Origin of the sequence: Pseudomonas sp. M5 (assembly GCF_016907075.1) — a bacterium.
GTDB classification, from domain to species: Bacteria; Pseudomonadota; Gammaproteobacteria; order Pseudomonadales; family Pseudomonadaceae; genus Aquipseudomonas; species Aquipseudomonas putida_E.
In genome coordinates this window covers 4,658,125-4,682,980 of sequence record NZ_JAFBBH010000001.1, presented here as the reverse complement: position 1 = coordinate 4,682,980, position 24,856 = coordinate 4,658,125, and the positions used below count along the sequence as shown (strand labels likewise).

Annotated in this window: 21 protein-coding genes; 9 read left to right on the top strand and 12 right to left on the bottom strand. The window is 61.9% G+C overall.

Features of this window, described 5'->3' with window-relative positions; translation table 11 throughout:
• Window positions 1-6 precede the first annotated feature (6 nt).
• The 7 genes from JOE27_RS21305 to JOE27_RS21275 all read left to right on the top strand — a co-directional run bounded on the left by JOE27_RS21305 (window position 7) and on the right by JOE27_RS21275 (window position 11,762).
• Window positions 7-2,058, top strand: a complete 2,052-nt coding sequence (locus tag JOE27_RS21305; protein ID WP_046784883.1) for a GGDEF domain-containing phosphodiesterase — start codon at window positions 7-9, stop codon at window positions 2,056-2,058.
• 146 nt (window positions 2,059-2,204) lie between these two features.
• A complete protein-coding gene (locus tag JOE27_RS21300; RefSeq protein ID WP_046784882.1) occupies window positions 2,205-3,542 on the top strand; it encodes an imelysin family protein in 1,338 nt (445 codons plus the stop codon).
• Window positions 3,543-3,801: 259 nt separating this feature from the next.
• Window positions 3,802-5,229: a di-heme oxidoredictase family protein gene (locus tag JOE27_RS21295; RefSeq protein ID WP_196997540.1), complete on the top strand. Its 1,428-nt coding sequence runs from the start codon at window positions 3,802-3,804 to the stop codon at window positions 5,227-5,229.
• Window positions 5,230-5,247: 18 nt separating this feature from the next.
• Window positions 5,248-6,312, top strand: a complete 1,065-nt coding sequence (locus JOE27_RS21290; protein ID WP_046784880.1) for an imelysin family protein — start codon at window positions 5,248-5,250, stop codon at window positions 6,310-6,312.
• A 2-nt stretch (window positions 6,313-6,314) separates the two neighbouring features.
• Entirely contained in the window at window positions 6,315-7,412 is a 1,098-nt protein-coding gene (locus JOE27_RS21285) for a DUF1513 domain-containing protein (RefSeq protein ID WP_046784879.1), read from the top strand.
• 143 nt (window positions 7,413-7,555) lie between these two features.
• Window positions 7,556-8,704 carry an efflux RND transporter periplasmic adaptor subunit gene (locus JOE27_RS21280; RefSeq protein WP_204919848.1) on the top strand — a complete coding sequence of 383 codons (1,149 nt, stop codon included), beginning with the start codon at window positions 7,556-7,558 and terminating at the stop codon, window positions 8,702-8,704.
• Window positions 8,705-8,717: 13 nt separating this feature from the next.
• Complete coding sequence (locus JOE27_RS21275; protein ID WP_046784877.1) at window positions 8,718-11,762, top strand: multidrug efflux RND transporter permease subunit; 3,045 nt, start codon at window positions 8,718-8,720, stop codon at window positions 11,760-11,762.
• 61 nt (window positions 11,763-11,823) lie between these two features.
• Here JOE27_RS21275 and JOE27_RS21270 read toward each other — a convergent pair whose 3' ends face one another.
• The 10 genes from JOE27_RS21270 to JOE27_RS21225 form a co-directional block, all read right to left on the bottom strand.
• Complete coding sequence (locus JOE27_RS21270) at window positions 11,824-12,051, bottom strand: hypothetical protein (protein WP_046784876.1); 228 nt, start codon at window positions 12,049-12,051, stop codon at window positions 11,824-11,826.
• Window positions 12,048-12,749 carry a lipopolysaccharide kinase InaA family protein gene (locus JOE27_RS21265; protein ID WP_046784875.1) on the bottom strand — a complete coding sequence of 234 codons (702 nt, stop codon included), beginning with the start codon at window positions 12,747-12,749 and terminating at the stop codon, window positions 12,048-12,050. The genes JOE27_RS21270 and JOE27_RS21265 overlap by 4 nt, the downstream gene beginning before the upstream one ends.
• Before the next feature lie 6 nt (window positions 12,750-12,755).
• Window positions 12,756-13,436 (bottom strand): class I SAM-dependent methyltransferase, encoded by a 681-nt coding sequence (locus tag JOE27_RS21260; RefSeq protein ID WP_115273653.1) that lies wholly within the window; start codon window positions 13,434-13,436, stop codon window positions 12,756-12,758.
• A 107-nt stretch (window positions 13,437-13,543) separates the two neighbouring features.
• Entirely contained in the window at window positions 13,544-14,854 is a 1,311-nt protein-coding gene (locus JOE27_RS21255; RefSeq protein ID WP_204919846.1) for a HAMP domain-containing sensor histidine kinase, read from the bottom strand.
• Window positions 14,844-15,527, bottom strand: coding sequence for a two-component system response regulator ColR (colR, locus tag JOE27_RS21250; RefSeq protein WP_003255215.1), 684 nt, complete (start codon window positions 15,525-15,527; stop codon window positions 14,844-14,846). The genes JOE27_RS21255 and colR overlap by 11 nt, the downstream gene beginning before the upstream one ends.
• A gap of 165 nt (window positions 15,528-15,692) precedes the next feature.
• Entirely contained in the window at window positions 15,693-17,333 is a 1,641-nt protein-coding gene (gene groL / locus JOE27_RS21245) for a chaperonin GroEL (RefSeq protein ID WP_046784872.1), read from the bottom strand.
• Window positions 17,334-17,381: 48 nt separating this feature from the next.
• Window positions 17,382-17,675: a co-chaperone GroES gene (locus JOE27_RS21240; protein ID WP_009395550.1), complete on the bottom strand. Its 294-nt coding sequence runs from the start codon at window positions 17,673-17,675 to the stop codon at window positions 17,382-17,384.
• Between the two features lie 241 nt (window positions 17,676-17,916).
• Entirely contained in the window at window positions 17,917-18,378 is a 462-nt protein-coding gene (locus tag JOE27_RS21235) for an FxsA family protein (protein ID WP_046784871.1), read from the bottom strand.
• 66 nt (window positions 18,379-18,444) lie between these two features.
• Entirely contained in the window at window positions 18,445-19,176 is a 732-nt protein-coding gene (locus JOE27_RS21230; protein ID WP_119688324.1) for a DUF2470 domain-containing protein, read from the bottom strand.
• Between the two features lie 134 nt (window positions 19,177-19,310).
• The gene (locus JOE27_RS21225) at window positions 19,311-20,321 is read right to left on the bottom strand and encodes a DUF481 domain-containing protein (protein WP_046784869.1); all 1,011 of its coding nucleotides are present in this window, start codon (window positions 20,319-20,321) and stop codon (window positions 19,311-19,313) included.
• 152 nt (window positions 20,322-20,473) lie between these two features.
• Between JOE27_RS21225 and JOE27_RS21220 the strand changes: the two genes are divergently transcribed.
• Window positions 20,474-20,827 carry an MGMT family protein gene (locus JOE27_RS21220; RefSeq protein WP_080952075.1) on the top strand — a complete coding sequence of 118 codons (354 nt, stop codon included), beginning with the start codon at window positions 20,474-20,476 and terminating at the stop codon, window positions 20,825-20,827.
• A 43-nt stretch (window positions 20,828-20,870) separates the two neighbouring features.
• Window positions 20,871-22,418: an AmpG family muropeptide MFS transporter gene (locus JOE27_RS21215; protein ID WP_039603670.1), complete on the top strand. Its 1,548-nt coding sequence runs from the start codon at window positions 20,871-20,873 to the stop codon at window positions 22,416-22,418.
• Between the two features lie 62 nt (window positions 22,419-22,480).
• On the opposite strand, the gene JOE27_RS21210 is transcribed toward JOE27_RS21215, so the two are convergent.
• Both JOE27_RS21210 and JOE27_RS21205 read right to left on the bottom strand, forming a co-directional pair.
• Window positions 22,481-23,725: an MFS transporter gene (locus JOE27_RS21210; protein ID WP_046784867.1), complete on the bottom strand. Its 1,245-nt coding sequence runs from the start codon at window positions 23,723-23,725 to the stop codon at window positions 22,481-22,483.
• A 221-nt stretch (window positions 23,726-23,946) separates the two neighbouring features.
• Window positions 23,947-24,789 (bottom strand): mechanosensitive ion channel family protein, encoded by an 843-nt coding sequence (locus tag JOE27_RS21205; RefSeq protein WP_115273649.1) that lies wholly within the window; start codon window positions 24,787-24,789, stop codon window positions 23,947-23,949.
• Between the last annotated feature and the right edge of the window lie 67 nt (window positions 24,790-24,856).

Here is a 24,856-nt window from a genome sequence, read left to right as displayed (position 1 = left end):
CCCCCATTGAAGCTGGAATTGCGGAACAGCTTATCGGTCAAGTTGCTCAGGGTCGTGCTCCTTTCGGCGCTGGCGGTCGGTGTCGTTCTTAGCTGCGCGCAGATCGTCTATGACACCTACAAGACCCGTCAGACCGTCGACAGCGACGCCCAGCGCATCCTCGACATGTTTCGCGATCCCTCGACCCAGGCGGTCTACAGCCTTGATCGGGAAATGGGCATGCAGGTCATGGAAGGCCTGTTCCAGGACGAGTCTGTACGCCAGGCTTCCATCGGCCACCCCAATGAAACCATGCTCGCCGAAAAGTCCCGCCCGCTGCAGGACTCTCCCGTACGCTGGTTGACCGACCTGCTCCTTGGCCAGGAACGCACCTACACCACTCAGTTGGTCGGCCGCGGCCCCTACAGCGAGTACTACGGTGACCTGAGTATCACCCTGGACACTGCCGCCTACGGTGAAGGCTTCCTGCTCAACGCCATCATCATCTTCATTTCCGGCGTGCTGCGCGCCCTGGCCATGGGCCTGGTGCTGTACCTGGTCTACCACTGGCTGCTGACCAAACCGCTGTCGAAAATCATCGAGCACCTCACCCAGATCAACCCTGACCGCCCCAGCCAGCACCAGATTCCGCTGCTCAAAGGCCATGAAAAAAACGAACTGGGCATCTGGGTCAACACCGCCAACCAGCTGCTGGCCTCGATCGAGCGCAATACCCATCTGCGCCACGAAGCCGAAAACAGCCTGCAACGCATGGCCCAATACGACTTCCTGACCGGCCTGCCGAACCGCCAGCAGCTACAGGCACAGCTCGACAAGATCCTTATAGACGGCGCCCGCCTGCAGCATCGCGTCGCCGTACTGTGCGTGGGCCTGGACGACTTCAAAGGCATAAACGAGCAGTTCAGCTATCAGGTCGGCGACCAGTTGCTGCTCGCCCTGGCGGACCGCCTGCGCGCCCACAGTGGCCGCCTGGGGGCGCTGGCACGCCTGGGTGGCGACCAGTTCGCCCTGGTGCAGGCCACTATCGAACAGCCCTACGAGGCCGCAGAACTGGCGCAGAGCATCCTCGATGACCTGGAAGCACCGTTCGACCTGGATCACCAGCAGATTCGCCTGCGCGCCACCATCGGCATCACCCTGTTCCCCGAAGACGGCGACAGCACCGAGAAGCTGCTGCAAAAGGCCGAGCAGACCATGACCTTGGCCAAGGCCCGCTCGCGCAACCGCTACCAGTTCTACATCGCCAGCGTCGACAGCGAGATGCGTCGACGCCGTGAATTGGAAAAGGACCTGCGCGAGGCGCTGTCGCGCAACCAGTTGTTCCTTGTCTACCAGCCGCAGATCAGCTACCGCGATCACCGCGTGGTCGGCGTCGAAGCCTTGCTGCGCTGGCAGCATCCTGAACTTGGCATGGTCCCGCCGGACCAGTTCATCCCGCTGGCCGAACAGAACGGCAACATCATCACCATCGGCGAGTGGGTACTCGACCAGGCCTGCAGGCAACTGCGCGAATGGCACGATCTGGGCTTCAGCGAACTGCGCATGGCAGTCAACCTGTCCACCGTGCAACTGCATCACAACGAACTTCCGCGCGTGGTCAACAATCTGCTGCAGGCTTACCGTCTGCCACCGCGCAGCCTGGAACTGGAAGTGACCGAGACCGGCCTGATGGAAGACATCAGCACCGCCGCCCAGCACCTGCTCAGCCTGCGCCGCTCCGGTGCGATGATCGCCATCGACGACTTCGGCACCGGTTACTCGTCGCTCAGCTACCTCAAGTCGCTGCCACTGGACAAGATCAAGATCGACAAGAGCTTCGTCCAGGACCTGCTGGACGACGATGACGATGCCACCATCGTTCGGGCAATCATCCAGTTGGGCAAAAGCCTGGGCATGCAGGTGATCGCCGAGGGCGTGGAGACGTCCGAGCAGGAAGCCTACATCATCGCCCAAGGCTGCCACGAAGGTCAGGGCTATCACTACAGCAAGCCACTGTCAGCGCGCGAGCTGACCAGCTTCCTGCGCCAGGCCCAGCGCAATCAGGTTTCTGCGTTATAACCCCTGCCCCTGTTGGTTCCAGGCCTTAACCGGCATTTACATAATTGCGCCCCACCCCTTTACAGCAAATGCAAATCTTTCGCATGATGTTGTAGTTTTACGTGCCACGGCGCACTGTCCAACCACACGACGCAGGGAAACCAACAATGATTCGTATGCCTCTGGCCTCCGCCAGTCTGCTGGCCATCGCCATCGCTCTCGCCGGTTGCGGTGAAAGCAAGGACGAGAAGGCCGCCGCCCCGCAAGCTGCGGCACCTGCCGCCGCGAGCACCGCCGCCGCAGCACCGGCTGCTGTCGACGAAGCGGCCGGCAAGGCCGTGGTCAAGCATTACACCGAGATGGTCTACGCCGTTTACAGCGACTCGCTGAGCACGGCCAAGTCCCTGCAAACAGCCATCGATGCATTCCTCGCCAACCCCAACGACGACACCCTCAAAGCTGCCAAAGAAGCCTGGGCTGCAGCGCGCGTACCGTACCTGCAGAGCGAAGCCTTCCGCTTCGGCAACACGATCATCGACGACTGGGAAGGCCAGGTGAACGCCTGGCCGCTTGACGAAGGCCTGATCGACTACGTCGACAAGAGCTACGAACATGCGCTGGGCAACCCGGCTGCCAGCTCTAACATCATTGCCAACACCGAAATCCAGGTCGGTGAGGAGAAGGTCGATGTCAAGGACATCACCCCTGAGAAGCTGGCCAGTTTGAACGAACTGGGCGGCTCCGAAGCCAACGTCGCCACTGGCTACCACGCCATCGAATTCCTGCTCTGGGGCCAGGACCTCAACGGTACCGGCCCAGGCGCAGGCAACCGCCCTGCTTCGGACTACCTCGAAGGTAAAGGCGCCACCGGCGGCCACAACGAGCGTCGCCGCGCCTACCTGAAGTCGGTCACCGAGCTGCTGGTCAAGGACCTCGAAGAAATGGTCGGCAACTGGGCCCCGAACGTCGCCGACAACTACCGCGCCACGCTGGAAGCCGAGCCTGCCACCGACGGCCTGCGCAAGATGCTGTTCGGCATGGGCAGCCTGTCCCTGGGCGAACTGGCTGGCGAACGCATGAAGGTCTCACTGGAAGCCAACTCGCCGGAAGACGAACAGGACTGTTTCAGCGACAACACCCACTACTCGCACTTCTACGACGCCAAGGGCATCCGCAACGTCTACCTGGGCGAGTACACCCGAGCCGACGGTACCAAGCTGACCGGCCCGAGCCTGTCGTCGCTGGTGGCCAAGGCCGACCCGGCTGCCGACGCTACCCTCAAGGCCGACCTGGAAGCGACCGAGGCGAAGCTTCAGGTCATTGTCGACCACGCGCTCAAAGGCGAGCATTACGACCAACTGATCGCAGCCGACAACGCTGCCGGCAACCAGGTCGTGCGTGATGCCATTGCCTCCCTGGTCAAGCAGACCGGTGCGATCGAGCAGGCTGCAGGCAAGCTGGGCATTGCCAACCTGAACCCGGACACTGCCGATCACGAGTTCTGATTCGGCATTGGCAGGCAAAAAAGGCTAACGCCAGTCAGTTAGCGTTAGTAGGGCTGCTACGCAGCCCGTCGCCGGCAAGCCAGCTTCCACCGGGGCGCGCAGTTCTTGAGTTCTGCGCGGTGCCTGTGGGGGCTGGCTTGCCTGCGGCAGCGCCAAAACTGACAGCAGTTTCATCCAGCAATTGCAAATTCCTCTTATTCAAACATTCTCAGCCTGCTAAGCTTGCACGCCGGTTTTTCGCCTACGCCCAGGATTTTGCATGTCCTTGTCGCTGTCCCGACTCTCCCCTCCGCTGCTGGCCCTCGCCCTTGCCGCCTGTGACGACGCCCCGCGTTTCACTCAGGCAGAGCCTGGCGAAGCGCTGTCCGGTGGCCAGGCGACTGTCCAGCGCAACGACCGCAATGCCTTTTCCCTGCCCTCGGCCAACCTGTCGCCCGAGCGCCGCCTGGACTTTGCCGTAGGCAACAGTTTCTTCCGCAACCCCTGGGTGATCGCCCCGTCCACCACCACTGCACGCGATGGCCTGGGCCCACTGTTCAACACCAACGCCTGCCAGAACTGCCACGTACGCGACGGCCGTGGCCATCCGCCAGAGCCTGGCGACAGCAACGCGGTGTCGATGCTGGTGCGCCTGTCGATCCCCGACCAGCCTTACCTGGCAAAAGAAATCGAGCGCCTGGGCGTGGTCCCGGAGCCTGTCTATGGCACCCAATTGCAGGACATGGCCAACCCTGGTGTGGCCCCGGAAGGCAAGGTGCGCGTGACTTACGACAACCAGACCGTCAGCTTCAACGACGGCCATCAGGTCGAACTGCGTCGCCCTACCCTGCAAATCACCCAGCTCGGCTATGGGCCGATGCACCCTGACACCCGGTTCTCTGCACGCGTGGCACCGCCCATGATCGGCCTGGGTCTGCTCGAAGCCATCCCCGAAGCTCAGATTCTGGCCAACGAAGACCCCGACGATCGCAACCGAGACGGTATTCGCGGCCGGGCCAACCGGGTTTGGGACGACGCCCAGAGCAAGACCGTGGTCGGTCGCTTTGGCTGGAAGGCCGGGCAACCGAACGTCAACCAGCAGAACGTGCACGCCTTTGCCGGTGACATGGGTTTGACCAGCAGCCTGCAGCCCCGGGACGACTGCACCCCGGCGCAGCGCGATTGCCTTGCAGCCCCCAATGGCGACGGCACCGACGGCGAAAAGGAAGTCAGCGACAACATCCTGCGCCTGGTCACCTTTTACACCCGCAACCTGGGCGTGCCAGCCCGGCGCGATGTCGGCGCCCCGCAAGTGCTGGCCGGCAAGAACCTGTTCTATCAGGCCGGCTGCCAGGGATGCCACACCCCGCAGTTCACCACTGCCGCCGACGCCCCCGAGCCAGAGCTGGCCGGGCAAGTGATCCGCCCCTACAGCGACCTGCTGCTGCACGACATGGGCCCGGGCCTTGCCGACGATCGCACCGAATTTGCCGCGAACGGCCAAGACTGGCGAACCCCGCCGCTGTGGGGCATCGGCCTGAGTCCAGCGGTCAGTGGCCACACCCAGTACCTGCATGACGGCCGCGCCCGCAACCTGCTCGAGGCCGTGCTCTGGCACGGCGGCGAAGCGCAGGCAGCGCGCGACCATGTTCTGACTTTCAATGCCGAGCAGCGCGCTGCGCTGCTGGCTTTCCTGAACTCACTTTAAAAGCGCAAGGAGCCGGGCATGTTCCGACCCAAACTGTTGTTCACCAGCCTCGCCGCACTCGCCCTCGGTGCCTGTTCACCGCAAGACCCGCAGGCCGTGACCTCCGCCGCCATCGCCAAGCAGGTGATCCTGCCCACCTACAGCCGCTGGGTCGAAGCCGACCGCCAGCTGGCCGCCAGTGCCTTGGCCTACTGCGAAGGCAAAGAGAGCCTGGACAGCGCTCGCGCCGATTTCCTCAACGCGCAAAAAGCCTGGGCCGAGCTGCAGCCACTGCTGGTCGGCCCGCTGGCCGAGGGCAACCGCGCCTGGCAGGTGCAGTTCTGGCCCGACAAGAAGAACCTGGTCGGTCGCCAGGTCGAGCAACTGGTCAATGGCGACAAGCCGATCGACGCCCAGACCCTGGGCAAGTCCAGCGTCGTGGTGCGCGGCCTGTCGGCCTACGAATACATCCTGTTCGACAGCAAGCCGGATGTCGCCACCGCCGAACAGAAAGCCCGATACTGCCCGCTGCTGGTCGCCATCGGTGAGCACCAGAAGGCCTTGGCTGAAGAGATCCTCAAAGGCTGGAACAGCACCGACGGCATGCTCTCGCAGATGACCAAGTTCCCCAACCAGCGCTATGCCGACTCGCACGAGGCGATCGCCGACCTGCTGCGTGCGCAGGTGACTGCGCTGGATACCCTGAAGAAGAAGCTCGGCGCACCGATGGGCCGCCAGAGCAAAGGCATTGCGCAGCCACTGCAGGCCGAAGCCTGGCGCAGCCACGCCTCGCTGAAAAGCCTGGAAGCCAGCCTCAAGGCCGCCCAGGCGGTCTGGGTCGGGGTCGACAACCAAGGCCTGCGCGGCTTGCTGGGCAGCGACCAGAAAGCCCTGGCGCAAAAGATCGACGACGCCTACGCCACCTCGGTCAAACTGCTGACCGATAACCAGAAGACCTTGGGCGAGTTGCTGGCTGACGAAGATGGCATGCAGCGCCTCAACCAGATCTACGACAGCCTCAACGTCGTTCACCGCCTGCACGAAGGCGAACTGGCCAAGGCGTTGAACATCCAGCTGGGCTTCAATGCCAACGACGGTGACTGATCATGCTGCGACGCCAGGCACTCAAAATCGGTAGCGTTCTGCTCAGCGCCCTGACCTTGGGGGGCTGGAGCCTGATGCGCAACAAAGGCAGCGATCCTTTGCTGCTGTCGGCGCGTGACGATGGCGACGGCAAGCACTATGCCGTCGGGTTCCGCCTGGACGGCACCCGGGTGTTCAGCACCCAGGTGGCCCAGCGTTGCCATGCCATCATCAACCATCCAGAGCTGCCGATCGCCCTGTTCGTCGCGCGCCGTCCCGGTACCGAAAGCTACCTGATCGACCTGCGCGACGGGCGCTTGTTGCAGACCGTCTCGTCGCAGCCTGACCGGCACTTTTACGGCCACGCCGTGATTCATAAAGGCGGCGAATGGCTGTATGCCACCGAGAACGACACCACCGATCCAGGGCGTGGCGTACTGGGCGTGTACCGCTTCGAGGGTGAACGCCTGGTTCACACCGGCGAGATCCCCACCCACGGCATCGGCCCGCATGAAGTGGCATGGCTGCCCGATGGCGAGACTCTGGTCGTGGCCAATGGCGGTATCCGCACCGAGGCCGAAAGCCGGGTCGAGATGAACCTCAATGCCATGGAGCCGAGCCTGGTACTGATGCAGCGCGACGGCACGTTGCTGAGCAAGGAAACCCTGGCCCAGCAAATGAACAGCGTGCGCCACCTGGCAGTGGGCAGCGATGGCACCATCGCCGCCTGCCAGCAGTTCATGGGCGATGCCGATGAAACCGCCGAGCTGCTGGCAATCAAGCGCCCAGGCGAGCCGTTCAAGGCCTTCCCGGTGCCAGAGCGCCAGCTGCAAGCCATGGCCCAGTACACTGCCAGCGTCGCCATCCACAGCGACCTGCGCCTGGTGGCACTGACGGCGCCGCGGGCCAACCGCCTGTTCGTCTGGGACCTGGACAGTGGCGCAGTCAGGCTGGATGCGCCGATGCCGGACTGTGCCGGGGTTGGCGCGGTGAAGGATGGTTTTGTCGTGACGTCCGGGCAGGGGCGTTGCCGGTTCTATGATTGCCGCAAGCAGGAATTGATCGGCCAGCCGATGGATTTGCCTTCCGGTTTCTGGGACAACCACCTGCACCTGGCCTGATCAGGCCTGCGCGCCCCTACGGGGGCGCAATCCATTTCCCCTCAATCGAAAAACAGTCAATACTTCCCCCATCCGCACGTGGGCAGGACCGCCCGTTGTCGTGTCAAAACCAATAACAACCTCGCATCCAAGGAAACGGACTTATGCTGCGCCGCCGCATGCTCATCATGTTGGCCGTCGTTCTGCTGATCGTGCTGGCCCTGGGGGGCTACAAGGCCTTCTCGATCTACCGGCAGATCCAGGTGTTCACTGCCCCCAAGCCTCCCATCACCGTGGCGGTGGCCATGGCCGAGCAGCGCCAGTGGCAGCAGCGCCTGCCCGCCGTCGGCAGCCTCAAGGCCCTGCAGGGTGTCGAGCTGAGCCTGGAGGTGGAAGGCATCGTTCAATCCCTGCACTTCGACTCCGGTCAGAAGGTCAAGGCCGGGCAACTGCTGCTCAAGCTCAATGACGATCAGGAAACCGCCCTGCTGGGGACTGCCCAGGCCGACCTGGGGTTGGCCAAAGTGGACTTCGGCCGCGGCAGCCAGCTGGTGGGTGATTCGGCCATCTCCCGCGGCGAATATGATCGCCTCACTGCCCAATACCGGCGCAACCAGGCGGTTGTCGACCAGCTCAAGGCCGCAAAAACCAAGAAGAGCATCAGTGCCCCGTTCAGCGGTACGATCGGCATCCGCCAGGTGGATGTGGGTGACTACCTGGCGGCCGGCTCTGTGATCGCTACCCTGCAGGACCTCTCCAGCCTTTACGTCGACTTCAATGTACCGGAGCAGGCACTGCCACAGCTGAGCCTCGGCCAGCAGGTACAGGTGCAGGTGGCGGCCTACCCTGGCCAGACTTTCCCTGCCAGCCTCAGCGCCATCAACCCCAAGGTTGAAGAGAGCACGCGCAACCTGCTGGTGCGCGCGACAATGGCCAACCCGGATGGCAAGCTGCTGCCGGGCATGTTCGCCAACCTGCTGGTGCTGCTGCCTGACCCGCGCCCACAGGTGGTAGTGCCCGAAAGCGCCATCACCTACACGCTGTATGGCAATTCCGTGTATGTCGCCACGCCGAAGAAAGACAAGGACGGTAATCCCGAGCGGGACGACAGTGGCCGGCCGCAGCTCAGCGCCGAACAGCGCAGCGTGCAGACCGGCGAGCGGCGCGACGGCGTGGTGGTGGTCAGCAAAGGGCTCGCAGCGGGCGAACAGGTGGTCACCGCCGGCCAGCTCAAGCTGAGCCCTGGCGCGGCGATCCGCATCGGCCAGGACGCAGCGCTCGAACCCGAACAAGGCGCCCCACGCGCGGACTGATAAGGAGGCAGGCATGGCGTTCACCGACCCGTTCATCCGCCGCCCGGTGCTGGCCAGCGTGGTCAGCCTGCTGATCCTGCTGCTGGGTTTCCAGGCCTGGAACAAGCTGCAGATCCGCCAGTACCCGCAGATGGAAAACGCCCTGATCACGGTGACCACGGCCTACCCCGGCGCCAACGCAGAAACCATTCAGGGCTACATCACCCAACCGCTGCAGCAGAGCCTGGCCAGCGCCGAAGGCATCGACTACATGACCTCGGTGAGCCGGCAGAACTTCTCGATCATCTCCATCTATGCGCGCATCGGCGCCGACAGCGACCGCCTGTTCACCGAGTTGCTGGCCAAGGCCAACGAAGTGCGCAACCAGTTGCCGCAAGACGCAGAAGACCCGGTACTGAGCAAAGAAGCCGCAGATGCCTCGGCGCTGATGTACATCAGCTTTTACAGCAAGGAAATGAGCAACCCGCAGATCACCGACTACCTGTCACGGGTCATCCAGCCGAAACTTGCAACCTTGCCGGGCATGGCCGAGGCAGAGATCCTCGGCAACCAGGTGTTCGCCATGCGCATCTGGATCGACCCGGTCAAACTGGCAGCGTTCGGCCTTGCCGCCACCGACGTGACCAGCGCCGTACGCCGTTACAACTTTCTCGCCGCCGCTGGTGAGGTGAAGGGCGAATACGTGGTCACCAGCATCAATGCCAACACCGAACTGAAGTCGGCCGAGGCTTTTGCCGCATTGCCGCTCAAGACCTCCGGCGACAGCCGTGTATTGCTCGGCGATGTGGCACGGGTCGAGATGGGCGCGGAAAATTACGACACGGTCAGCTCGTTCGATGGCACTCCTTCGGTCTACATCGGCATCAAGGCCACCCCGGCCGCCAACCCGCTGGAGGTGATCAAGGAAGTACGCCGCATCATGCCGGAGCTGCAAAGCCAGTTGCCGTCCGCGCTCAAGGGGTCGATTGCCTATGACGCCACGCTGTTCATCCAGGCCTCGATCGACGAAGTGGTCAAGACCCTTGGCGAAGCGGTGCTGATCGTCATCGTGGTGGTGTTTTTATTCCTCGGCGCGCTGCGCTCGGTACTGATCCCGGTGGTGACCATCCCACTGTCGATGATCGGGGTGCTGTTCTTCATGCAGATGATGGGCTATTCGCTCAACCTGCTGACCCTGCTGGCAATGGTGCTGGCCATCGGCCTGGTGGTGGACGATGCCATCGTCGTGGTGGAAAACATCCACCGGCACATGGAAGAAGGCAAGTCACCGGTGGACGCCGCGCTGGAAGGTGCGCGGGAAATCGCCATGCCAGTGGTGTCGATGACCATCACCCTGGCGGCGGTATACGCACCGATCGGCTTCCTGACCGGGCTCACCGGCGCCTTGTTCAAGGAGTTCGCCCTGACCCTGGCAGGGGCGGTGATCATCTCGGGCGTCGTCGCCCTGACCCTGTCGCCGATGATGTGTGCCCTGCTATTGCGGCGTGAGCAGAATGCAAGCGGCCTGGCCCATCGCCTTGACGTGCTGTTCGAGCGGATCAAGGGCCGCTACCAGCGCCTGCTGCACACCACCCTGGACAGCCGCCCGGTGGTGCTGGTGTTCGCCGTGATCATCCTGTGCCTGATCCCGGTGCTGCTCAAGTTCACCCAGAACGAGCTGGCACCGAACGAGGATCAGGGGGTCATCTTCATGATCAGCAGCTCGCCACAACCAGCCAACCTCGACTACCTCAATGCCTACACCGACCAGTTCACCCCACTGTTCAAGGCCTTCCCCGAATACTACTCGTCGTTCCAGATCAACGGATTCAACGGCGTGCAGAGCGGCATCGGCGGTTTCCTGCTCAAGCCCTGGAACGAGCGCGACCGCACGCAAATGGAGTTGCTGCCCCTGGTACAGGCCAAACTCGACAACATCAGCGGCCTGCAGATCTTCGGCTTCAACCTGCCGTCACTGCCGGGGACCGGCGAAGGCTTGCCGTTCCAGTTCGTCATCAATACCGCAGGTGATTACCCGGCGCTGCTGGAGGTTGCCCAACGGGTCAAGGAACGCGCCCAGGCATCAGGCAAATTTGCCTTCCTCGACATCGACCTGGCGTTCGACAAGCCCGAGGTGGTAGTCGACATCGACCGCGCCAAGGCTGCGCAGATGGGTGTATCCATGGACGTCCTTGGCGGCACCTTGGCGACCTTGCTGGGCGAGGGGGAAATCAACCGTTTCACCCTCGAAGGCCGCAGCTACAAAGTCATCGCCCAGGTCGAACGGCCCTACCGCGACAACGCCGGCTGGCTCAACAGCTATTACGTCAAGAACGACCAGGGCCAACTGCTGCCACTGTCCACACTGATCACCCTTAGCGACCGAGCGCGTCCACGCCAGCTCAACCAGTTCCAGCAACTGAACTCGGCAATCATCCAGGGCGTGCCTTTGGTCAGCATCGGCGAAGCCTTGCAGACAGTGCGGGATATTGCTGCCGAGCAGGCGCCGGAAGGGTTCTCCTTCGACTATGCCGGCGCGGCACGGCAGTACATACAGGAAGGCAGCGCGCTGTGGGTGACCTTCGGCCTGGCGTTGGCGATCATCTTCCTGGTACTGGCGGCACAGTTTGAAAGCTTCCGCGACCCGCTGGTGATTCTGGTGACGGTACCGCTGTCGATCTGCGGGGCGCTGTTGCCGCTATTCCTGGGTGTTTCCAGCATGAACATCTATACCCAGGTCGGGTTGGTGACGCTGATCGGGCTGATCAGCAAGCACGGTATCCTGATCGTCGAGTTCGCCAACCAGTTGCGTGAGGAAAAAGGGCTGAGCGCAAGGGAGGCGATCGAGGAAGCTGCGGCCATTCGTCTACGCCCGGTACTGATGACCACCGCCGCAATGGTATTTGGCATGGTGCCGCTGATTCTGGCGACCGGGGCCGGGGCAGTGAGCCGCTTTGACATCGGTACGGTGATTGCGACGGGGATGTCGATCGGGACGTTGTTTACCTTGTTTGTGCTGCCGTGCATTTACACCCTGTTGGCGCACAAGACAGCGGCGACGGAACCTGTCGTTGCCTGAGCGGGCCAACTACAGAAAGCAAAGGCCCCGCAATAGCGGGGCCTCTTGTGCTCAAAGCAGGTCAGCCTGCAGGCCGCAAGCCCTGCCGCAGCCCGAACAGAAGCAACAGCAAATCCTGGTCCGGCTGGGCCTGGACCTGCTGCTTCACGTCCCTGGGCAACGCGCATTGTTCTGCCTGTTCAGCCTTGCTGAACACTCTGGGCCGTGGCTCTTCCCACGCCGCTACCGCCACGGTGGTCACAGCCAGACCCGCTATCAGAAACAATGCTCGAGCGATTTCTAGTTTCATTGCCCTAACCCTTTGACAGCGCTGCCAAACGCCATCTGGTAAAAGTAGAGCAACGATTGCCATTCCGCGTCATTGAGCGACGAATGGCGGCGCAACTGACGCAGGTCATTGCCCGCAGCGCGCTGGCAGCTGATACGGCGGCGGCACTTCTCCAGATCGAGCAATGCCACTTCAACACGGGCCTGTTCGCCCTCGCCGATCACTTTGACGAATACGTGCTTGCCATACAGGCAGCCATGCTGCCAGTGGCCCAGGTGCATGCGGGCCAGGTTGTCAGCCAACTCCTTGAGCATGCGTTCATGTACCACTTGCGGGTAGTGCTCGCGCGCACCTTGGGCATGCCAGGCATCGAGTTCGATGAAACCATCGAGCGCTTCGCTGACCAGCAGCGCACGCCATTGGTGGTCGGCATCGCGCTCGGCCCCACAAAATACGATGCGCGGGACACGCACGCCCAGTTGCTCGAAGCTGTTCAGCGCGTCGAGCTCACGCAGCACCGTCGGCCTGCCGAAGGGGTGCAACAGGCTGCGGTAGATGTGCCCGACCTGGCGCTTGGCATACAGCAACTTGCCATCGGCATCGTTGAGGCGTTGCACGCCACTTTCACCACCGCGGCGCTGGTTGGGTTCCTCGACCCATTCGCCCTGCTGACGCCAGTAATAATCGAAGCGTGACTCCCCGCTCTGGGCTACAGCCATCAAACACTACCCCTTACGTAATACATAGACCCGCCACATGGCATAGAACGGCAGGAAATCGAGGCGTTCCTGGATCCTGAAGCCGGCGGCCTTGAATTCTTCTTCGACTGTCTCTGCCGGTAACACGAAACGATTCTGGTAACTGCCCGGCTCGGCTTTGGCACTGCGCCGTTGCTCGAGCTTTTGACGCCGCCAGGCCTTGAAGTTTCCGTCCACCCACAATGACAGGATTACGCTGTCACGGCTAACCCTTTGAAACTCCGAAAGAATCGTTTTTCTGTGGGCTGCCTCACCGATGTGGTGAAACAAGCGCATGCAAAAAATGCTGTCGACCGAGTTGTCCGGCAAGTCGATGGCGAACGCTGACGTTTGCAAAGGGCGTACCCGCGCTACCACCTCTGGCGGTTGTGCGGCACAGGCAGTCTCGATCATCGCCTCGGAATTGTCGGCACCAATGATTACCCTGTTGGGTTTTTCTGCCAGCAGTGGCCAGAAACGGCCCGCGCCGCAAGGCAGATCCAGCACCAACCCCGGTTCTCCGGCCAGCGCCAAGGCTCGACGGGCCAATTGCTCATCGCGCTTGTGGGAAAGGCGACGTGCCAGACCATCCTGGTGCTTGAGGAAATACTCCCGAGCATGTTGCTGGTCGTACTTCTTGGAAAATTCGAGTTTGATCGGGCTACGCATTGGGCATCTCCTGGCTCCATTGCATGTACCTTAAGTAACACTGCGTAGGAAACAGGTCATGCCAATGTGAAAAAAGTGTTATCCCTAAAGGAATATAGCCCAGTAATTTACTCGCAAAGCTTCAACGGATCGGACTTTTCAGCGCCTTGGCTCAAGTCCACCTGAAAACGGCAACCATGGGGGGCGGTAGAAGTCAGCGTAACGCGCCAACCCTGGTCGTCACAGATCCGTTGTACCAGCGATAAGCCAAGCCCCAGACCTTCGCCGCGTCGCTCATCACCACGCACGAACGGTTTGAACATCGCCTCGCGCTGCTCCTCCGGAATGCCGACCCCGCTGTCCTCGACGCTGAACCCATTGGCTTCAAGACTCAGGCGGATGTAACCACTGTCGGTGTAGTGCGCAGCGTTGCGCAACAGGTTGCCCATCACCGATTGCAGGAACGTCGCGTTGTACAGCAGCGGGCCTGCACTGACGCGGCCATCGAAGTACAGCGTCAGCCCTTTCTGCTCGATGGTGTCGCGCCATACGCCTATCAGATCGTCGGCCACCTCGCGCAGCGTCGCCTGGGAGGCCACGGCACCTTGGTCGCGCTGGGCACGGGCGAGCATCAGGAAGGTTTTGACCAACTCGCGCATTTCTTCGGTGGCCCGGGCGATGCGTTCGACCTGGCTACGTGAGCGGCTATCCAGATTGGGGTTTTCGATCAACAGCTCGCAGGAGGTGGCCAGCACCATCAGCGGCGTGCGCAATTCGTGGCTGACATCACTGGTGAACAGACGCTCGCGGGTCAGTGCATCGCGCAAACGGCCAAGGGTATCGTCGAATGCCACCGCTAGCTGGCCAACTTCATCGGCTGCGTAATCGGGTGCCAAGGGCGGTGCCAGGCCAAGAAGCTGATCACGATGGCGTACTTGCCGCGCCAGGCGGATCACCGGTGCCATCACTCGCCGTGCCAGCAGCCAGCCGAGGAACACCGCCAGTACCAGGCTGAGCACGAAGCCCACCATGACGACGGCGAACAGTACCCGCTCGCGCTCTTCGAAATCGCTTTGGTCCTGCAGCAATACATAACGTCGGCCGTCTACGATTTCCACCATTGCGTGGTAGGAAAGCTGGTCGCGAAATACCTCATGAAAGCCTGCATCGAGGTGGCGCAAGTCTCTTGGTAGCTCGAAGTCATCGCGCCCACCGCTGAAGTAGAACAGCTGGTCAGGGCGCGGCCGATGGCTCCAGTCACTGATGCTGTCCATGCGCAACAGGCGCTGCAGGTCGCCGCCCAGCACCGAGGAGATCAAGCGCTCTTCAACCAGGTGGACAGTGGCGACGATACCGAAGGCGAACGCCCCAGCCACCAGCGCGCTCATCAGCGCAAACGCGATGATGATGCGCTGCGCCAGGCTTTGCTTAAACTCCATCGCGACCCTCGGCGAGGCGATAGCCGACGCCATGGACGGTATGCAGCAACGGCTTTTCGAACGGTTTGTCGATTACTTGGCGCAGCTGGTGTACATGGCTGCGCAAGCTGTCGCTGTCGGGGCAATCATCACCCCACAGCGCCTCTTCCAGTACCTCGCGGCGCAACACGTGGGGGCTTTTCTGCATCAGCACCGCGAGCAGCTTGAGGCCGACAGGGTTGAGCTTGAGCAAGCGCCCCTGGCGAGTGACTTCGAGGGTGTCCAGGTCGTAACTCAGGTCGGCAACCTGCAGGGTACGTCGCCCGCCGCCCTGGGCGCGGCGCAGCACGGCTTCGATGCGCGCAGCGAGTTCGGACAGGGCGAACGGTTTGAGCAGGTAATCGTCGGCGCCGGAGCGGAAGCCCTGCAGGCGGTCGTCAAGTTGGTCGCGGGCGGTCAGCATGATCACCGGCGTATCGCGACGGGCATCCTCGCGCAGGCGCTTGCACAGGGTGTAACCGTCGATTCCAGGCAGCATGATATCGAGCACGATCAGGTCGTAGTGCTCGGTGGCAGCCAGGTGCAGACCTGACAGGCCGTCCTGGGCGCAGTCGACGGTATAGCCCTTCATGCCCAGATAATCAGCCAGGTTGGCAAGGATATCGCGGTTGTCTTCAACCAAAAGAATGCGCATCGGGTTCTCCTGTGCGGCGCTTCGCTATGGTGCGCGGCAGGCGCAGCTTAAGGCCATCGCACGGACAGTGCCAGTGCTGGTGGAAATTCAACGAAGTTGACGCAAACGAAAAAGCCCCGGTTCTCACGAACCGGGGCTTTTCCTGTTACAGGGGGTGAGGCTGGCTTACATCATGCCGCCCATACCGCCCATGCCGCCCATGTCTGGCATGCCGCCAGCTGGCTTGTCTTCCGGCAGGTCGGCAACCATGGCTTCGGTGGTGATCATCAGACCGCCGATCGAAGCAGCTGCTTGCAGGGCCGAACGGGTGACCTTGGCTGGGTCAAGGATACCCATCTCGATCATGTCGCCGTATTCGCCGGTAGCGGCGTTGTAGCCGTAGTTGCCCGAACCTTGCTTGACCTTGTCGGCCACAACGCTTGGCTCGTCGCCGGCGTTGGCAGTGATCTGGCGCAGCGGCGCTTCAACAGCGCGACGCAGCAGGGCGATACCGACGTTCTGGTCTTCGTTGTCACCTTTGAGGTCGACAATGGCGCCCAGGGCGCGAACCAGAGCAACACCACCGCCAGGCACCACGCCTTCTTCGACGGCTGCACGGGTAGCGTGCAGGGCGTCTTCAACGCGGGCTTTCTTCTCTTTCATTTCAACTTCGGTGCCAGCACCGACCTTGATCACGGCAACACCGCCAGCCAGCTTGGCCAGGCGCTCTTGCAGCTTCTCACGGTCGTAGTCCGAAGAGGTCTCTTCGATCTGGGCACGGATCTGCTTGACGCGTGCTTCGATGTCGGCGTCCACACCAGCACCGTCGATGATGGTGGTGTTTTCCTTGGACAGGATGACGCGCTTGGCGTTACCCAGGTGCTCCAGGGTGGTGGTTTCCAGGGTCAGGCCGATTTCTTCGGAGATGACCTGGCCGCCGGTCAGGACGGCGATGTCCTGCAGCATGGCCTTGCGACGGTCGCCAAAACCTGGTGCCTTGACTGCAGCAACCTTGACGATGCCGCGCATGTTGTTGACGACCAGGGTAGCCAGGGCTTCGCCTTCGACGTCTTCAGCAACGATCAGCAGTGGGCGGCCGGCCTTGGCAACGGCTTCCAGAACTGGCAGCAGCTCACGGATGTTGGAGATTTTCTTGTCGACCAGCAGCAGCAGCGGGCCTTCCAGCTCGGCAACCATGGTGTCCGGCTTGTTGACGAAGTACGGCGACAGGTAGCCGCGGTCGAACTGCATGCCTTCTACGACGGACAGTTCGTTTTCCAGGCCCGAGCCTTCTTCAACGGTGATCACGCCTTCTTTGCCGACTTTTTCCATGGCTTCAGCGATGATTTCGCCGATGGAGTTGTCGGAGTTGGCGGAGATGGTGCCAACCTGAGCGATGGCCTTGGAGTCGGCGCATGGCTTGGACAGGTTTTTCAGCTCGGCGACGACGGCAGCGGTGGCCTTGTCGATGCCGCGCTTGAGGTCCATCGGGTTCATGCCGGCAGCGACAGCCTTCAGGCCTTCGTTGACGATGGCCTGAGCCAGAACGGTCGCGGTGGTGGTGCCGTCACCGGCAGCATCGTTGGCCTTGGAAGCGACTTCCTTGACCAGTTGGGCGCCCATGTTTTCGAAGGCGTCTTTGAGTTCGATTTCTTTGGCGACGGAAACGCCGTCCTTGGTGATGGTCGGCGCGCCGAAGCTCTTGGCCAGGACCACGTTGCGGCCTTTCGGGCCCAGGGTCGCTTTTACCGCGTCAGCCAGAACGTTGACGCCAACCAGCATTTTTTTACGGGCGGAATCGCCGAATTTTACGTCTTTAGCAGCCATGATCGTTTAATCCTTGAAATTCTTTGGAGTAACGGGAAGTCGGGGAAATCAGCCTTCGACAACGGCGAGGATTTCGTTCTCGCTCATTACCAGCAGGTCTTCGCCATCGACTTTCACGGTGTTGCTGCCCGAGTAAGGGCCGAAAACCACTTTGTCACCCACTTTGACGGCCAGCGCACGTACTTCGCCGTTGTCCAGGATGCGACCGGTGCCGACGGCGACAACTTCGCCACGGTTTGGTTTTTCAGCGGCCGAACCCGGCAGGACGATACCGCCAGCGGTTTTCGATTCTTCTTCGCTGCGACGGATGACTACGCGGTCATGCAGAGGACGAAGCTTCATTGTCGATCTCTCCCAATTTGTGGTTTTCATCGGCCGGTGTCGACACCGGCGGGTTGATGCGGTCCGGCGTTGCCGGGGGTGGCCCGCGACGGGCGAACCACCTGTGTATTGTCTGGCGTTGCCACCAGAAACCTTGCGGTGACCACATACATGAGGCCGGCATGATCAATTACAAGGCTTGCTGCAGAAAATTTTTCAACGAGCAGAAAAGCTTGGGGCCGCAAAGCGGCCCCGGGGATGTCTACTTGTCGCGACGTTCGTATTCGCCTTCGATCACATTGGGCCGATGGCCGCTGTCGCGCGGCTGTGCCTGAGAGGGGTCGTCCTGGAACGCGCGCTGGCGCATGGCCTGGGCCTCGGCACGCTGTCGCATCTTGCGTGCGGCCAGATGGCGGGTGAAGGGCAACAGGCAGAGCAGGCCCAGCACGTCACTGATGAAGCCCGGGAGCAGCAGGAGGCCACCGCCCACCGCCAGCATCAGGCCCTGGAACATGTCCTCGGCGGGCAGTTCGCCACGCTGCAGGCTTTCACGGGCACGCAAGGCGGTGGCCAGGCCGGCCACACGCATCACCAGCACACCCAAGGCGGAACCTGCGATGATCAACAGCAGCGCCGGGAAGAAACCGATGGCTGAGCTGACCTTGACGAAGACGAACAACTCCAGCACAGGGAAAAGCAGAAACAGCAGTAGAAAAACACGCATCAAGGATTCCTCGACGGAAGACTATCTTCCTTTAAGACCATCAGATGGATGCGTGCGCTCGGTTTTTCAAGCTTCGACTTCTGTCGCGGCCGGCCATTGGTCGGCGCGCGCCAGTAAAACCAAGGCCTCGCGAACTTGTGTCGGCGTATTGCAATTGCTTGGGAAAGCCAGCCAATGGATACCTTGGCCTATGCGCAGGTGCATGCCTTCGCTGTCGATGCCGACCATCTGCGCTGGCGCGCTACGCGGCAGGTCGCTCAATTCGACGTAGTGGGCGATGGCGTTGGCATGATCGCTGTTCATGTGCTCGATCATGCTGGCCTCCGCCTTGCCGGCGAAGGGGTTGGCCAACGTCACCTGATCGAGCCAGTGGATCGCCCCGAAGCCACCTATGTAACGATGGCGCACCGGCTGCAGCACCCAGAAGTCGAAATCGTGCGCCTTGTGATAGTTGGCGGCATCGGGGAAGTAACGGTAATAGCGCTCGGCAGCGGCGTCGACGGCAGCCTCATCGACCAGCTTGTGCGCCTCGGCCATGATCGTCAGGCGGCCAACGGCCTGCACGTCCTCGGCTTCCCGCTCCCCCACCAGCAAGGAGCACTTGGGGTCTTTCTGCAGGTTGTGGGTGTGCTGGGCGATGCGGCTGATGAGGATCAGCGGGTTGCCCTCGGCATCCAGGCAATAAGGCACCACAGAACCGAAAGGGAAGCCAGGCATGGACTTGGAATGGGTCGAGAGTACACCGCGGTACTCCTTGAGCAGCAGTTCCCGGGCGGGGCGGATGGCCTTCTGACTCACGTCTGACTCCTCGACAGGTGGCTACTGGGTTGCAAGCTACCTGTAAGCTTCAAGCTTCAAGCTTCAAGCTGCAAGAAAAAGCAGGAGCGAGGCGCCATGCCACTCGCTTTTAGCTTGCAGCTTGAAGCTGACCCCTACCAGGTCACGCCAAAGCCTGCGGTATAGCGCGTCTTGTCCAGATCACTCTCACGCGTGCCGGTGATGATGTCTTTTTCTGCCTTGAGATTGAGCGAGGCCCATTCGGTCACTTTGTAGCGCAGCCCCACCTCGGCATCCAGCGAATAGTCGGCAACGCCCCCCAGCGGCTTGGCGAACTCACCGTTGGTGAACAGCTGGACATTCTTGCCGATCAGGTAACGGGTGTAGTCCCACTTCACCGCCGCCGAATAGAAGTTGTCCTTGCCGCCATTCTGATACTCGAAGTCGGTGCGGTTGATCAGTGAACCGAGCGAGAACGCACCCAGTTCGTCATCCCAGAACTGGTAACCGGGGCCGGTACCCACGGTGCGCTGACGCGCCAGATCCTCGATGTGATCCCGCTTGTACTCAAGACGCCCCTGCCAGAACCATTTCTCGGTGATGAAGCGATCGAGCGCATACTCTGCGCTCCAGTTGTTGGTCGTGGTGACGTCGTCCTTGGTCTCGCGGTTGTACTCGCCTTCGGCGTTGTGCCGCCAACGGCCATGACGGGCCGTGGTCTTGAAACCGATGTCATAGTCGTCGGTATCGTTCTCGGCACGCTGGTAGTCCAGCGCGGCATCGATATTGCCTTTCCAGACCAGGTCCTCGACCACAGGCTTGGGCTTCATGATCTGCTCGATGCTGGCAAGCTCTACAGTCTTGGGCGTCTCACCGTTGGCCAGGGTCACCTTGCCAGGCTCGGCGGCCTTCAACGACTTGGCCCGCTCGCCGTTGTAGGCGTCCTGCTTGACCAGCAGCTCCTGGTCGCTCTCCAGGGTCTGGACCTGCTTCCAGTCCAGCGAGATAGAACCACCGTATGGGGTTTCCAGCAGCAGCTTGCCACCATCGAAGACCCGAATCTTGCCGCTCAAGCGGTCACCGTTCTTCATCCACACGGTGTCGGCGAACGCAGGAGCAGCGCACAGGGAAGCGGTCAACAGGCACAGCAAGGATCTAGAATGCATAAGCGAAATACAGGTTCGATTAGACGAATGAGCCGGGCATTATCCGGATGCGGACGACCAGAGCAAGGAAAGACCCCCCACTATGGCGTTGAGTTCAATACGCATTTGCCGTGACCACTGGTCCGGTTTCACTTCAGGCCAGGGCTGCCGCGATGTCTGAGGCACATGAGTACGCGCTGCAGACGCCCGAGGCCCGACGAACGGCGCTTTATTCAGTGCTGGGCCAGGTGCCAGCAGGCAAGGTGGTCAGCTACGGCCAGCTCGCCGAATTGGCGGGCCTTGGCCGAGCGGCGCGTTGGGTTGGAAAGACCCTCGGCCAGCTTCCTGCGGACACCCGTCTGCCGTGGCACCGTGTACTGGGTGCCGGCGGTCGTCTGAGCCTGGCGCTGGGGACTCCCTCGGGAGATGAACAAAGGGCGCGGCTGCGTGCGGAGGGCGTGAATGTAGCCAATAATCGTGTGGATATGATGCGCCATGGCTGGCGCCCAATGGAGCACAGCGGTTAGAGTGCGCGTTTTGTTTTCGCAAACTTGAGGCAGATGTTGGCCCATGCCCCGTAAAACCTGGCGCGCTGCGCTCGCTGCCTATGCCAGCCCGTCAACCCTGGTGCTTCTGCTGCTCGGCTTTGCTGCCGGTCTGCCCTACATGCTGGTGTTTTCGACCCTGTCGGTGTGGCTGCGCGAAGCTGGCGTGGCGCGCGAAACCATTGGCTATGCCAGCCTGATCGGCCTGGCCTATGCCTTCAAATGGGTATGGTCGCCGCTGCTCGATCAATGGCGGTTGCCGCTGCTGGGTGGGCTGGGTCGCCGGCGCTCGTGGCTGTTGCTGTCACAGGCACTGGTGGTGATCGGCCTGGTGGGCATGAGCCTGTGTGACCCTCAGCAACATCTGTCGTGGCTCATCGCTTTGGCCGTGCTGGTCGCGTTCGCGTCTGCCACCCAGGACATCGCTGTCGATGCCTATCGCCTGGAGATTGCCGACGATCAACGCCAGGCCGCCCTGGCCGCAAGCTACATGGCCGGTTACCGGATCGCTGCGCTGCTCGCCACTGCTGGCGCCCTGTTCTTTGCCGAATGGTTCGGCTCCACCGGTTTCAGCTACCTGCACAAGGCCTGGGCCGGCACTTACGTACTGTTCGGCGTGATGATGCTGCCTGCGCTGTTCACCACGCTGGTGATGCGCGAACCTCCCGTACCATTGCGCACCCAGTTGTCGGCAGCGCGCTATGGGCTTATTCACCAGTTGGCCTCGGTGTTTGTGCTGATCATCCTGCTGGTGTCGGTACCGGCTAGCTTCACCCAGCTGTTCAACACCGACTGGGCCAGCGTCATCTTCGGCGATGCCACACCACTGGACCTGCTGCTCGAAGACCGCGCCTTCCTGCGTCTTATCCTTTATGTGCTGCTGAGTTGGGCGTGCCTGTCGAGCATGGGCCGTCGCGGCCTGGCGCCAGTGCTGACGCCAGTCAACGACTTCATCACCCGCTATCGCTGGCAGGCCCTGCTGCTGCTGGGCCTGATCGCCACCTATCGGATGTCGGACACGGTGATGGGCGTCATGGCGAACGTGTTCTACATCGACATGGGCTTCACCAAGGACCAGATTGCCAGCGTCAGCAAGATCTTCGGCCTGATCATGACCTTGGTGGGCGCAGGTGCAGGTGGGCTGCTGATCGTGCGCTTCGGCATACTGCCGATCCTGTTCATCGGCGGTGCGGCCTCGGCGGGTACCAACATCCTGTTCCTGATGCTGGCCGACATGGGGCCAAATCTTCAGATGCTGGTGGTCACCATTTCGCTGGACAACTTCAGCTCGGGCCTGGCGACATCGGCATTCGTCGCCTACCTGTCGAGCCTGACCAACCTGAAGTTCTCGGCCACGCAATATGCCCTGCTCAGCTCGATCATGCTGCTGTTGCCACGCCTGATCGGCGGCTATTCGGGGGTGATTGTCGAGAAGTTCGGTTATCACGACTTCTTCCTGATCACCGCCCTGCTGGGTGTACCGACCTTGATCCTGATCGCCTTGCAATGGCGACAGGAAGCGGGCCGCGGGAAACAGGCACCGGTGGAGAACTCGGCAACCGAGCAGCCCTGAGGGAGACTCGCGGCCTGTACCCGCCCCATCGCAGGCATGCCGGCGATGGGGCCAGGCAATCGCTACTGAGCGACAGCACCCTCATCAGGCCGGCCACCGACCACAAACCACAACGGCCAGAGCGCCAGCGCCCCCGCTACACCTGCCGCCAAGGCAAAGTGCATCAAGCTCGCCCCCGCCCCGATCATCGCCATCAGCGCCCCGCCCAAGCCCAGCAAGGCGATGGTGATCATCCCCAGCATCGCAGACACCAAGCCTTTGCTCTGATCGCTGGAGAACAGTGTCATGCGGTACAGCACCGCATTGGCCACGCCCAGGCCCAGCGCATACAGCGACATGCCCGCCACCACGCTGGTCACGGTGGGCCAGTACCAGGTGGCAAGCACCATCAGGCACAAGCCTGCCAGGTATGGCCACAGCGCACCGCGCACCAGCGCCGGCAGCGGATAGCGGTCAGCGATGCGGTTGATGATCAGGTTGCCCAGGATCAGCCCACCGAATACTGGCAACTGCCACAGGGCGTATTCCATCGTGCTGAGCCCCTCGTCATGGATAAGCAACACGGGTGACAGGCCGATCCAGCCGATCAGCGGCAGGCCCACCAGGCCCAATGCCGCGCTGCCGGCGACGAAACGCCGGTTGGCCAGCAACTGGCCATAGCCCGCCAGTAGCGGCAGCAGGTGGATCGGCGTGAACGCCAGGCGTGAGCCGTCGCGCCGCTCCACGCCCAAGGTCTCGGGCATCAAGCGGTACAGCAGCCCCCACACCAACACAGCGCCAACGGCGAACGCCACGAACAGCCAGCGCCAGTCCAGCCATTGCAACATCAGGGTACCCACCAGCGGGCCGAGCAGTGGCGACAGCAAGGCAATATTGGCCAGCAACGCCATCATCCGCACCGCATCGGCCTCGCTGAACGCTTCGTTCAGGGCCGGGTAGCTTACCGTCACCACAAAGCCCAGGCCGATGCCTTGCACTAGCCGCAGCAGGTTGAAAAGGCCAATGTCCTGCACCCAAAAGGTGGCCAGGCAAGCCGCACCAAAGAGCGCGCAACCGGCCAGCAGCAGTGGACGACGACCATAACGGTCGGCCAGCGGGCCGATCAGCCACTGCAGCACCACACCACCGAGCAGGTACAGGTTCAACGCGTGCGGGATGTATTCGGGGCTGGCGTTCAGATGGTCGACCACCACCGGCATGGCTGGCATGACGGCGTCGCTGGCCAGGTAGGTCAGCAGTTCGAACAAGGCCAGGGTCAGGCCGAACAACAGGGCTCTGAGAGGGGTGATGTACAGCAATGGTTTCATGGTGGGGTATCGGTGCAGAGGCAGGTGGGGTCAGGCTATATGCCAGAAATGACGCGGCTTGGCTGTGAACAAGTGTAAATACAAGGGGCCGCTGCGCGCCCCAATCGCCGGCAAGCCGGCTCCTCCAGGCCCACTGCAAGCATCAGGCGCAGTGCATACCTGTTAGAGCCGGCTTGCCGGCGATTGGGCCGCACAGCGGCCCCTATGTTGCAACCTCAGCGTTACTGCGCGGCAGGCTCCTGGACCACACGAATCACCCGCTGCGGGAACGGAATGTCGATTCCTTCGGCCTTCAAGCGATCACGCGCATGTTCATTGAGCATGAACAGCACATCCCAGTAATCGCTGGTCTTGGTCCACAGGCGCAAGGATACGGTGATAGAGCTGTCACCCAGGGTCGCCACCACGGCCTGCGGCGCCGGGTCGGGCAACACGCGAGGGTCCTGCGCAAGCTCCAGCAGTACGTTGCGGGCCTTCTGCAGGTCGGCCTCGTAATCCACACCTACGTCGAACACCACCTTGCGCGTCGGCTGGCGGTTGGTGTTGGTGATGATGCCGTTGGACAGGCTGCCGTTAGGCATGATCACTGTCTTGTTGTCACCGGTGCGCAGCACAGTGTGGAAGATCTGAATGCTGTCCACCGTGCCCGCCACACCCTGCGCCTCGATCCAGTCGCCGATGCGGAACGGGCGGAACATCAGGATCAGCACGCCACCGGCAAAGTTCGCCAGGCTACCCTGCAGGGCCAGGCCGATGGCCAGGCCGGCGGCACCGATGGCAGCGACGAAGGAGGTGGTTTCGATGCCGATCATCGAGGCCACACTGACCAGCAGCAGCACCTTCAGCACGATGTTGGCCAAGGTGCTGATGAAGCCCTGCAGCGCCAGGTCGGCGTTACGCAGACCTACCAGTTTGCCCAGGCGGGCGCTGACCTTGTTGATGATCCACCAGCCGACCGCCAGGGTCAGCAGTGCCAGCAGCACACGGCTGCCGTACTCCATGATCAAGGGGACCCAGGTCTGCGATTGGCGGACCAGCTGATCGACTTCAGCGTTCAAATCCATGTTCATCTCCTGATGCCGAACGGCAAGTACACGGTAAAACCGGCCGCGAAAAATTCAGCGGCCATGG

What these genes read in the sequence shown, in the direction of transcription:
- colR (WP_003255215.1), bottom strand. Translation starts at nt 15,527, where the DNA reads ATGCGCATTCTTTTGGTTGAAGACAACCGCGATATCCTTGCCAACCTG.
- JOE27_RS21275 (WP_046784877.1), top strand. Translation starts at nt 8,718, where the DNA reads ATGGCGTTCACCGACCCGTTCATCCGCCGCCCGGTGCTGGCCAGCGTG.
- JOE27_RS21265 (WP_046784875.1), bottom strand. Translation starts at nt 12,749, where the DNA reads ATGGCTGTAGCCCAGAGCGGGGAGTCACGCTTCGATTATTACTGGCGT.
- JOE27_RS21225 (WP_046784869.1), bottom strand. Translation starts at nt 20,321, where the DNA reads ATGCATTCTAGATCCTTGCTGTGCCTGTTGACCGCTTCCCTGTGCGCT.
- JOE27_RS21220 (WP_080952075.1), top strand. Translation starts at nt 20,474, where the DNA reads ATGTCTGAGGCACATGAGTACGCGCTGCAGACGCCCGAGGCCCGACGA.
- JOE27_RS21290 (WP_046784880.1), top strand. Translation starts at nt 5,248, where the DNA reads ATGTTCCGACCCAAACTGTTGTTCACCAGCCTCGCCGCACTCGCCCTC.
- JOE27_RS21210 (WP_046784867.1), bottom strand. Translation starts at nt 23,725, where the DNA reads ATGAAACCATTGCTGTACATCACCCCTCTCAGAGCCCTGTTGTTCGGC.
- JOE27_RS21240 (WP_009395550.1), bottom strand. Translation starts at nt 17,675, where the DNA reads ATGAAGCTTCGTCCTCTGCATGACCGCGTAGTCATCCGTCGCAGCGAA.
- JOE27_RS21280 (WP_204919848.1), top strand. Translation starts at nt 7,556, where the DNA reads ATGCTGCGCCGCCGCATGCTCATCATGTTGGCCGTCGTTCTGCTGATC.
- JOE27_RS21295 (WP_196997540.1), top strand. Translation starts at nt 3,802, where the DNA reads ATGTCCTTGTCGCTGTCCCGACTCTCCCCTCCGCTGCTGGCCCTCGCC.
- JOE27_RS21260 (WP_115273653.1), bottom strand. Translation starts at nt 13,436, where the DNA reads ATGCGTAGCCCGATCAAACTCGAATTTTCCAAGAAGTACGACCAGCAA.
- JOE27_RS21300 (WP_046784882.1), top strand. Translation starts at nt 2,205, where the DNA reads ATGATTCGTATGCCTCTGGCCTCCGCCAGTCTGCTGGCCATCGCCATC.
- JOE27_RS21235 (WP_046784871.1), bottom strand. Translation starts at nt 18,378, where the DNA reads ATGCGTGTTTTTCTACTGCTGTTTCTGCTTTTCCCTGTGCTGGAGTTG.
- JOE27_RS21255 (WP_204919846.1), bottom strand. Translation starts at nt 14,854, where the DNA reads ATGGAGTTTAAGCAAAGCCTGGCGCAGCGCATCATCATCGCGTTTGCG.
- JOE27_RS21270 (WP_046784876.1), bottom strand. Translation starts at nt 12,051, where the DNA reads ATGAAACTAGAAATCGCTCGAGCATTGTTTCTGATAGCGGGTCTGGCT.
- groL (WP_046784872.1), bottom strand. Translation starts at nt 17,333, where the DNA reads ATGGCTGCTAAAGACGTAAAATTCGGCGATTCCGCCCGTAAAAAAATG.
- JOE27_RS21205 (WP_115273649.1), bottom strand. Translation starts at nt 24,789, where the DNA reads ATGGATTTGAACGCTGAAGTCGATCAGCTGGTCCGCCAATCGCAGACC.
- JOE27_RS21215 (WP_039603670.1), top strand. Translation starts at nt 20,871, where the DNA reads ATGCCCCGTAAAACCTGGCGCGCTGCGCTCGCTGCCTATGCCAGCCCG.
- JOE27_RS21285 (WP_046784879.1), top strand. Translation starts at nt 6,315, where the DNA reads ATGCTGCGACGCCAGGCACTCAAAATCGGTAGCGTTCTGCTCAGCGCC.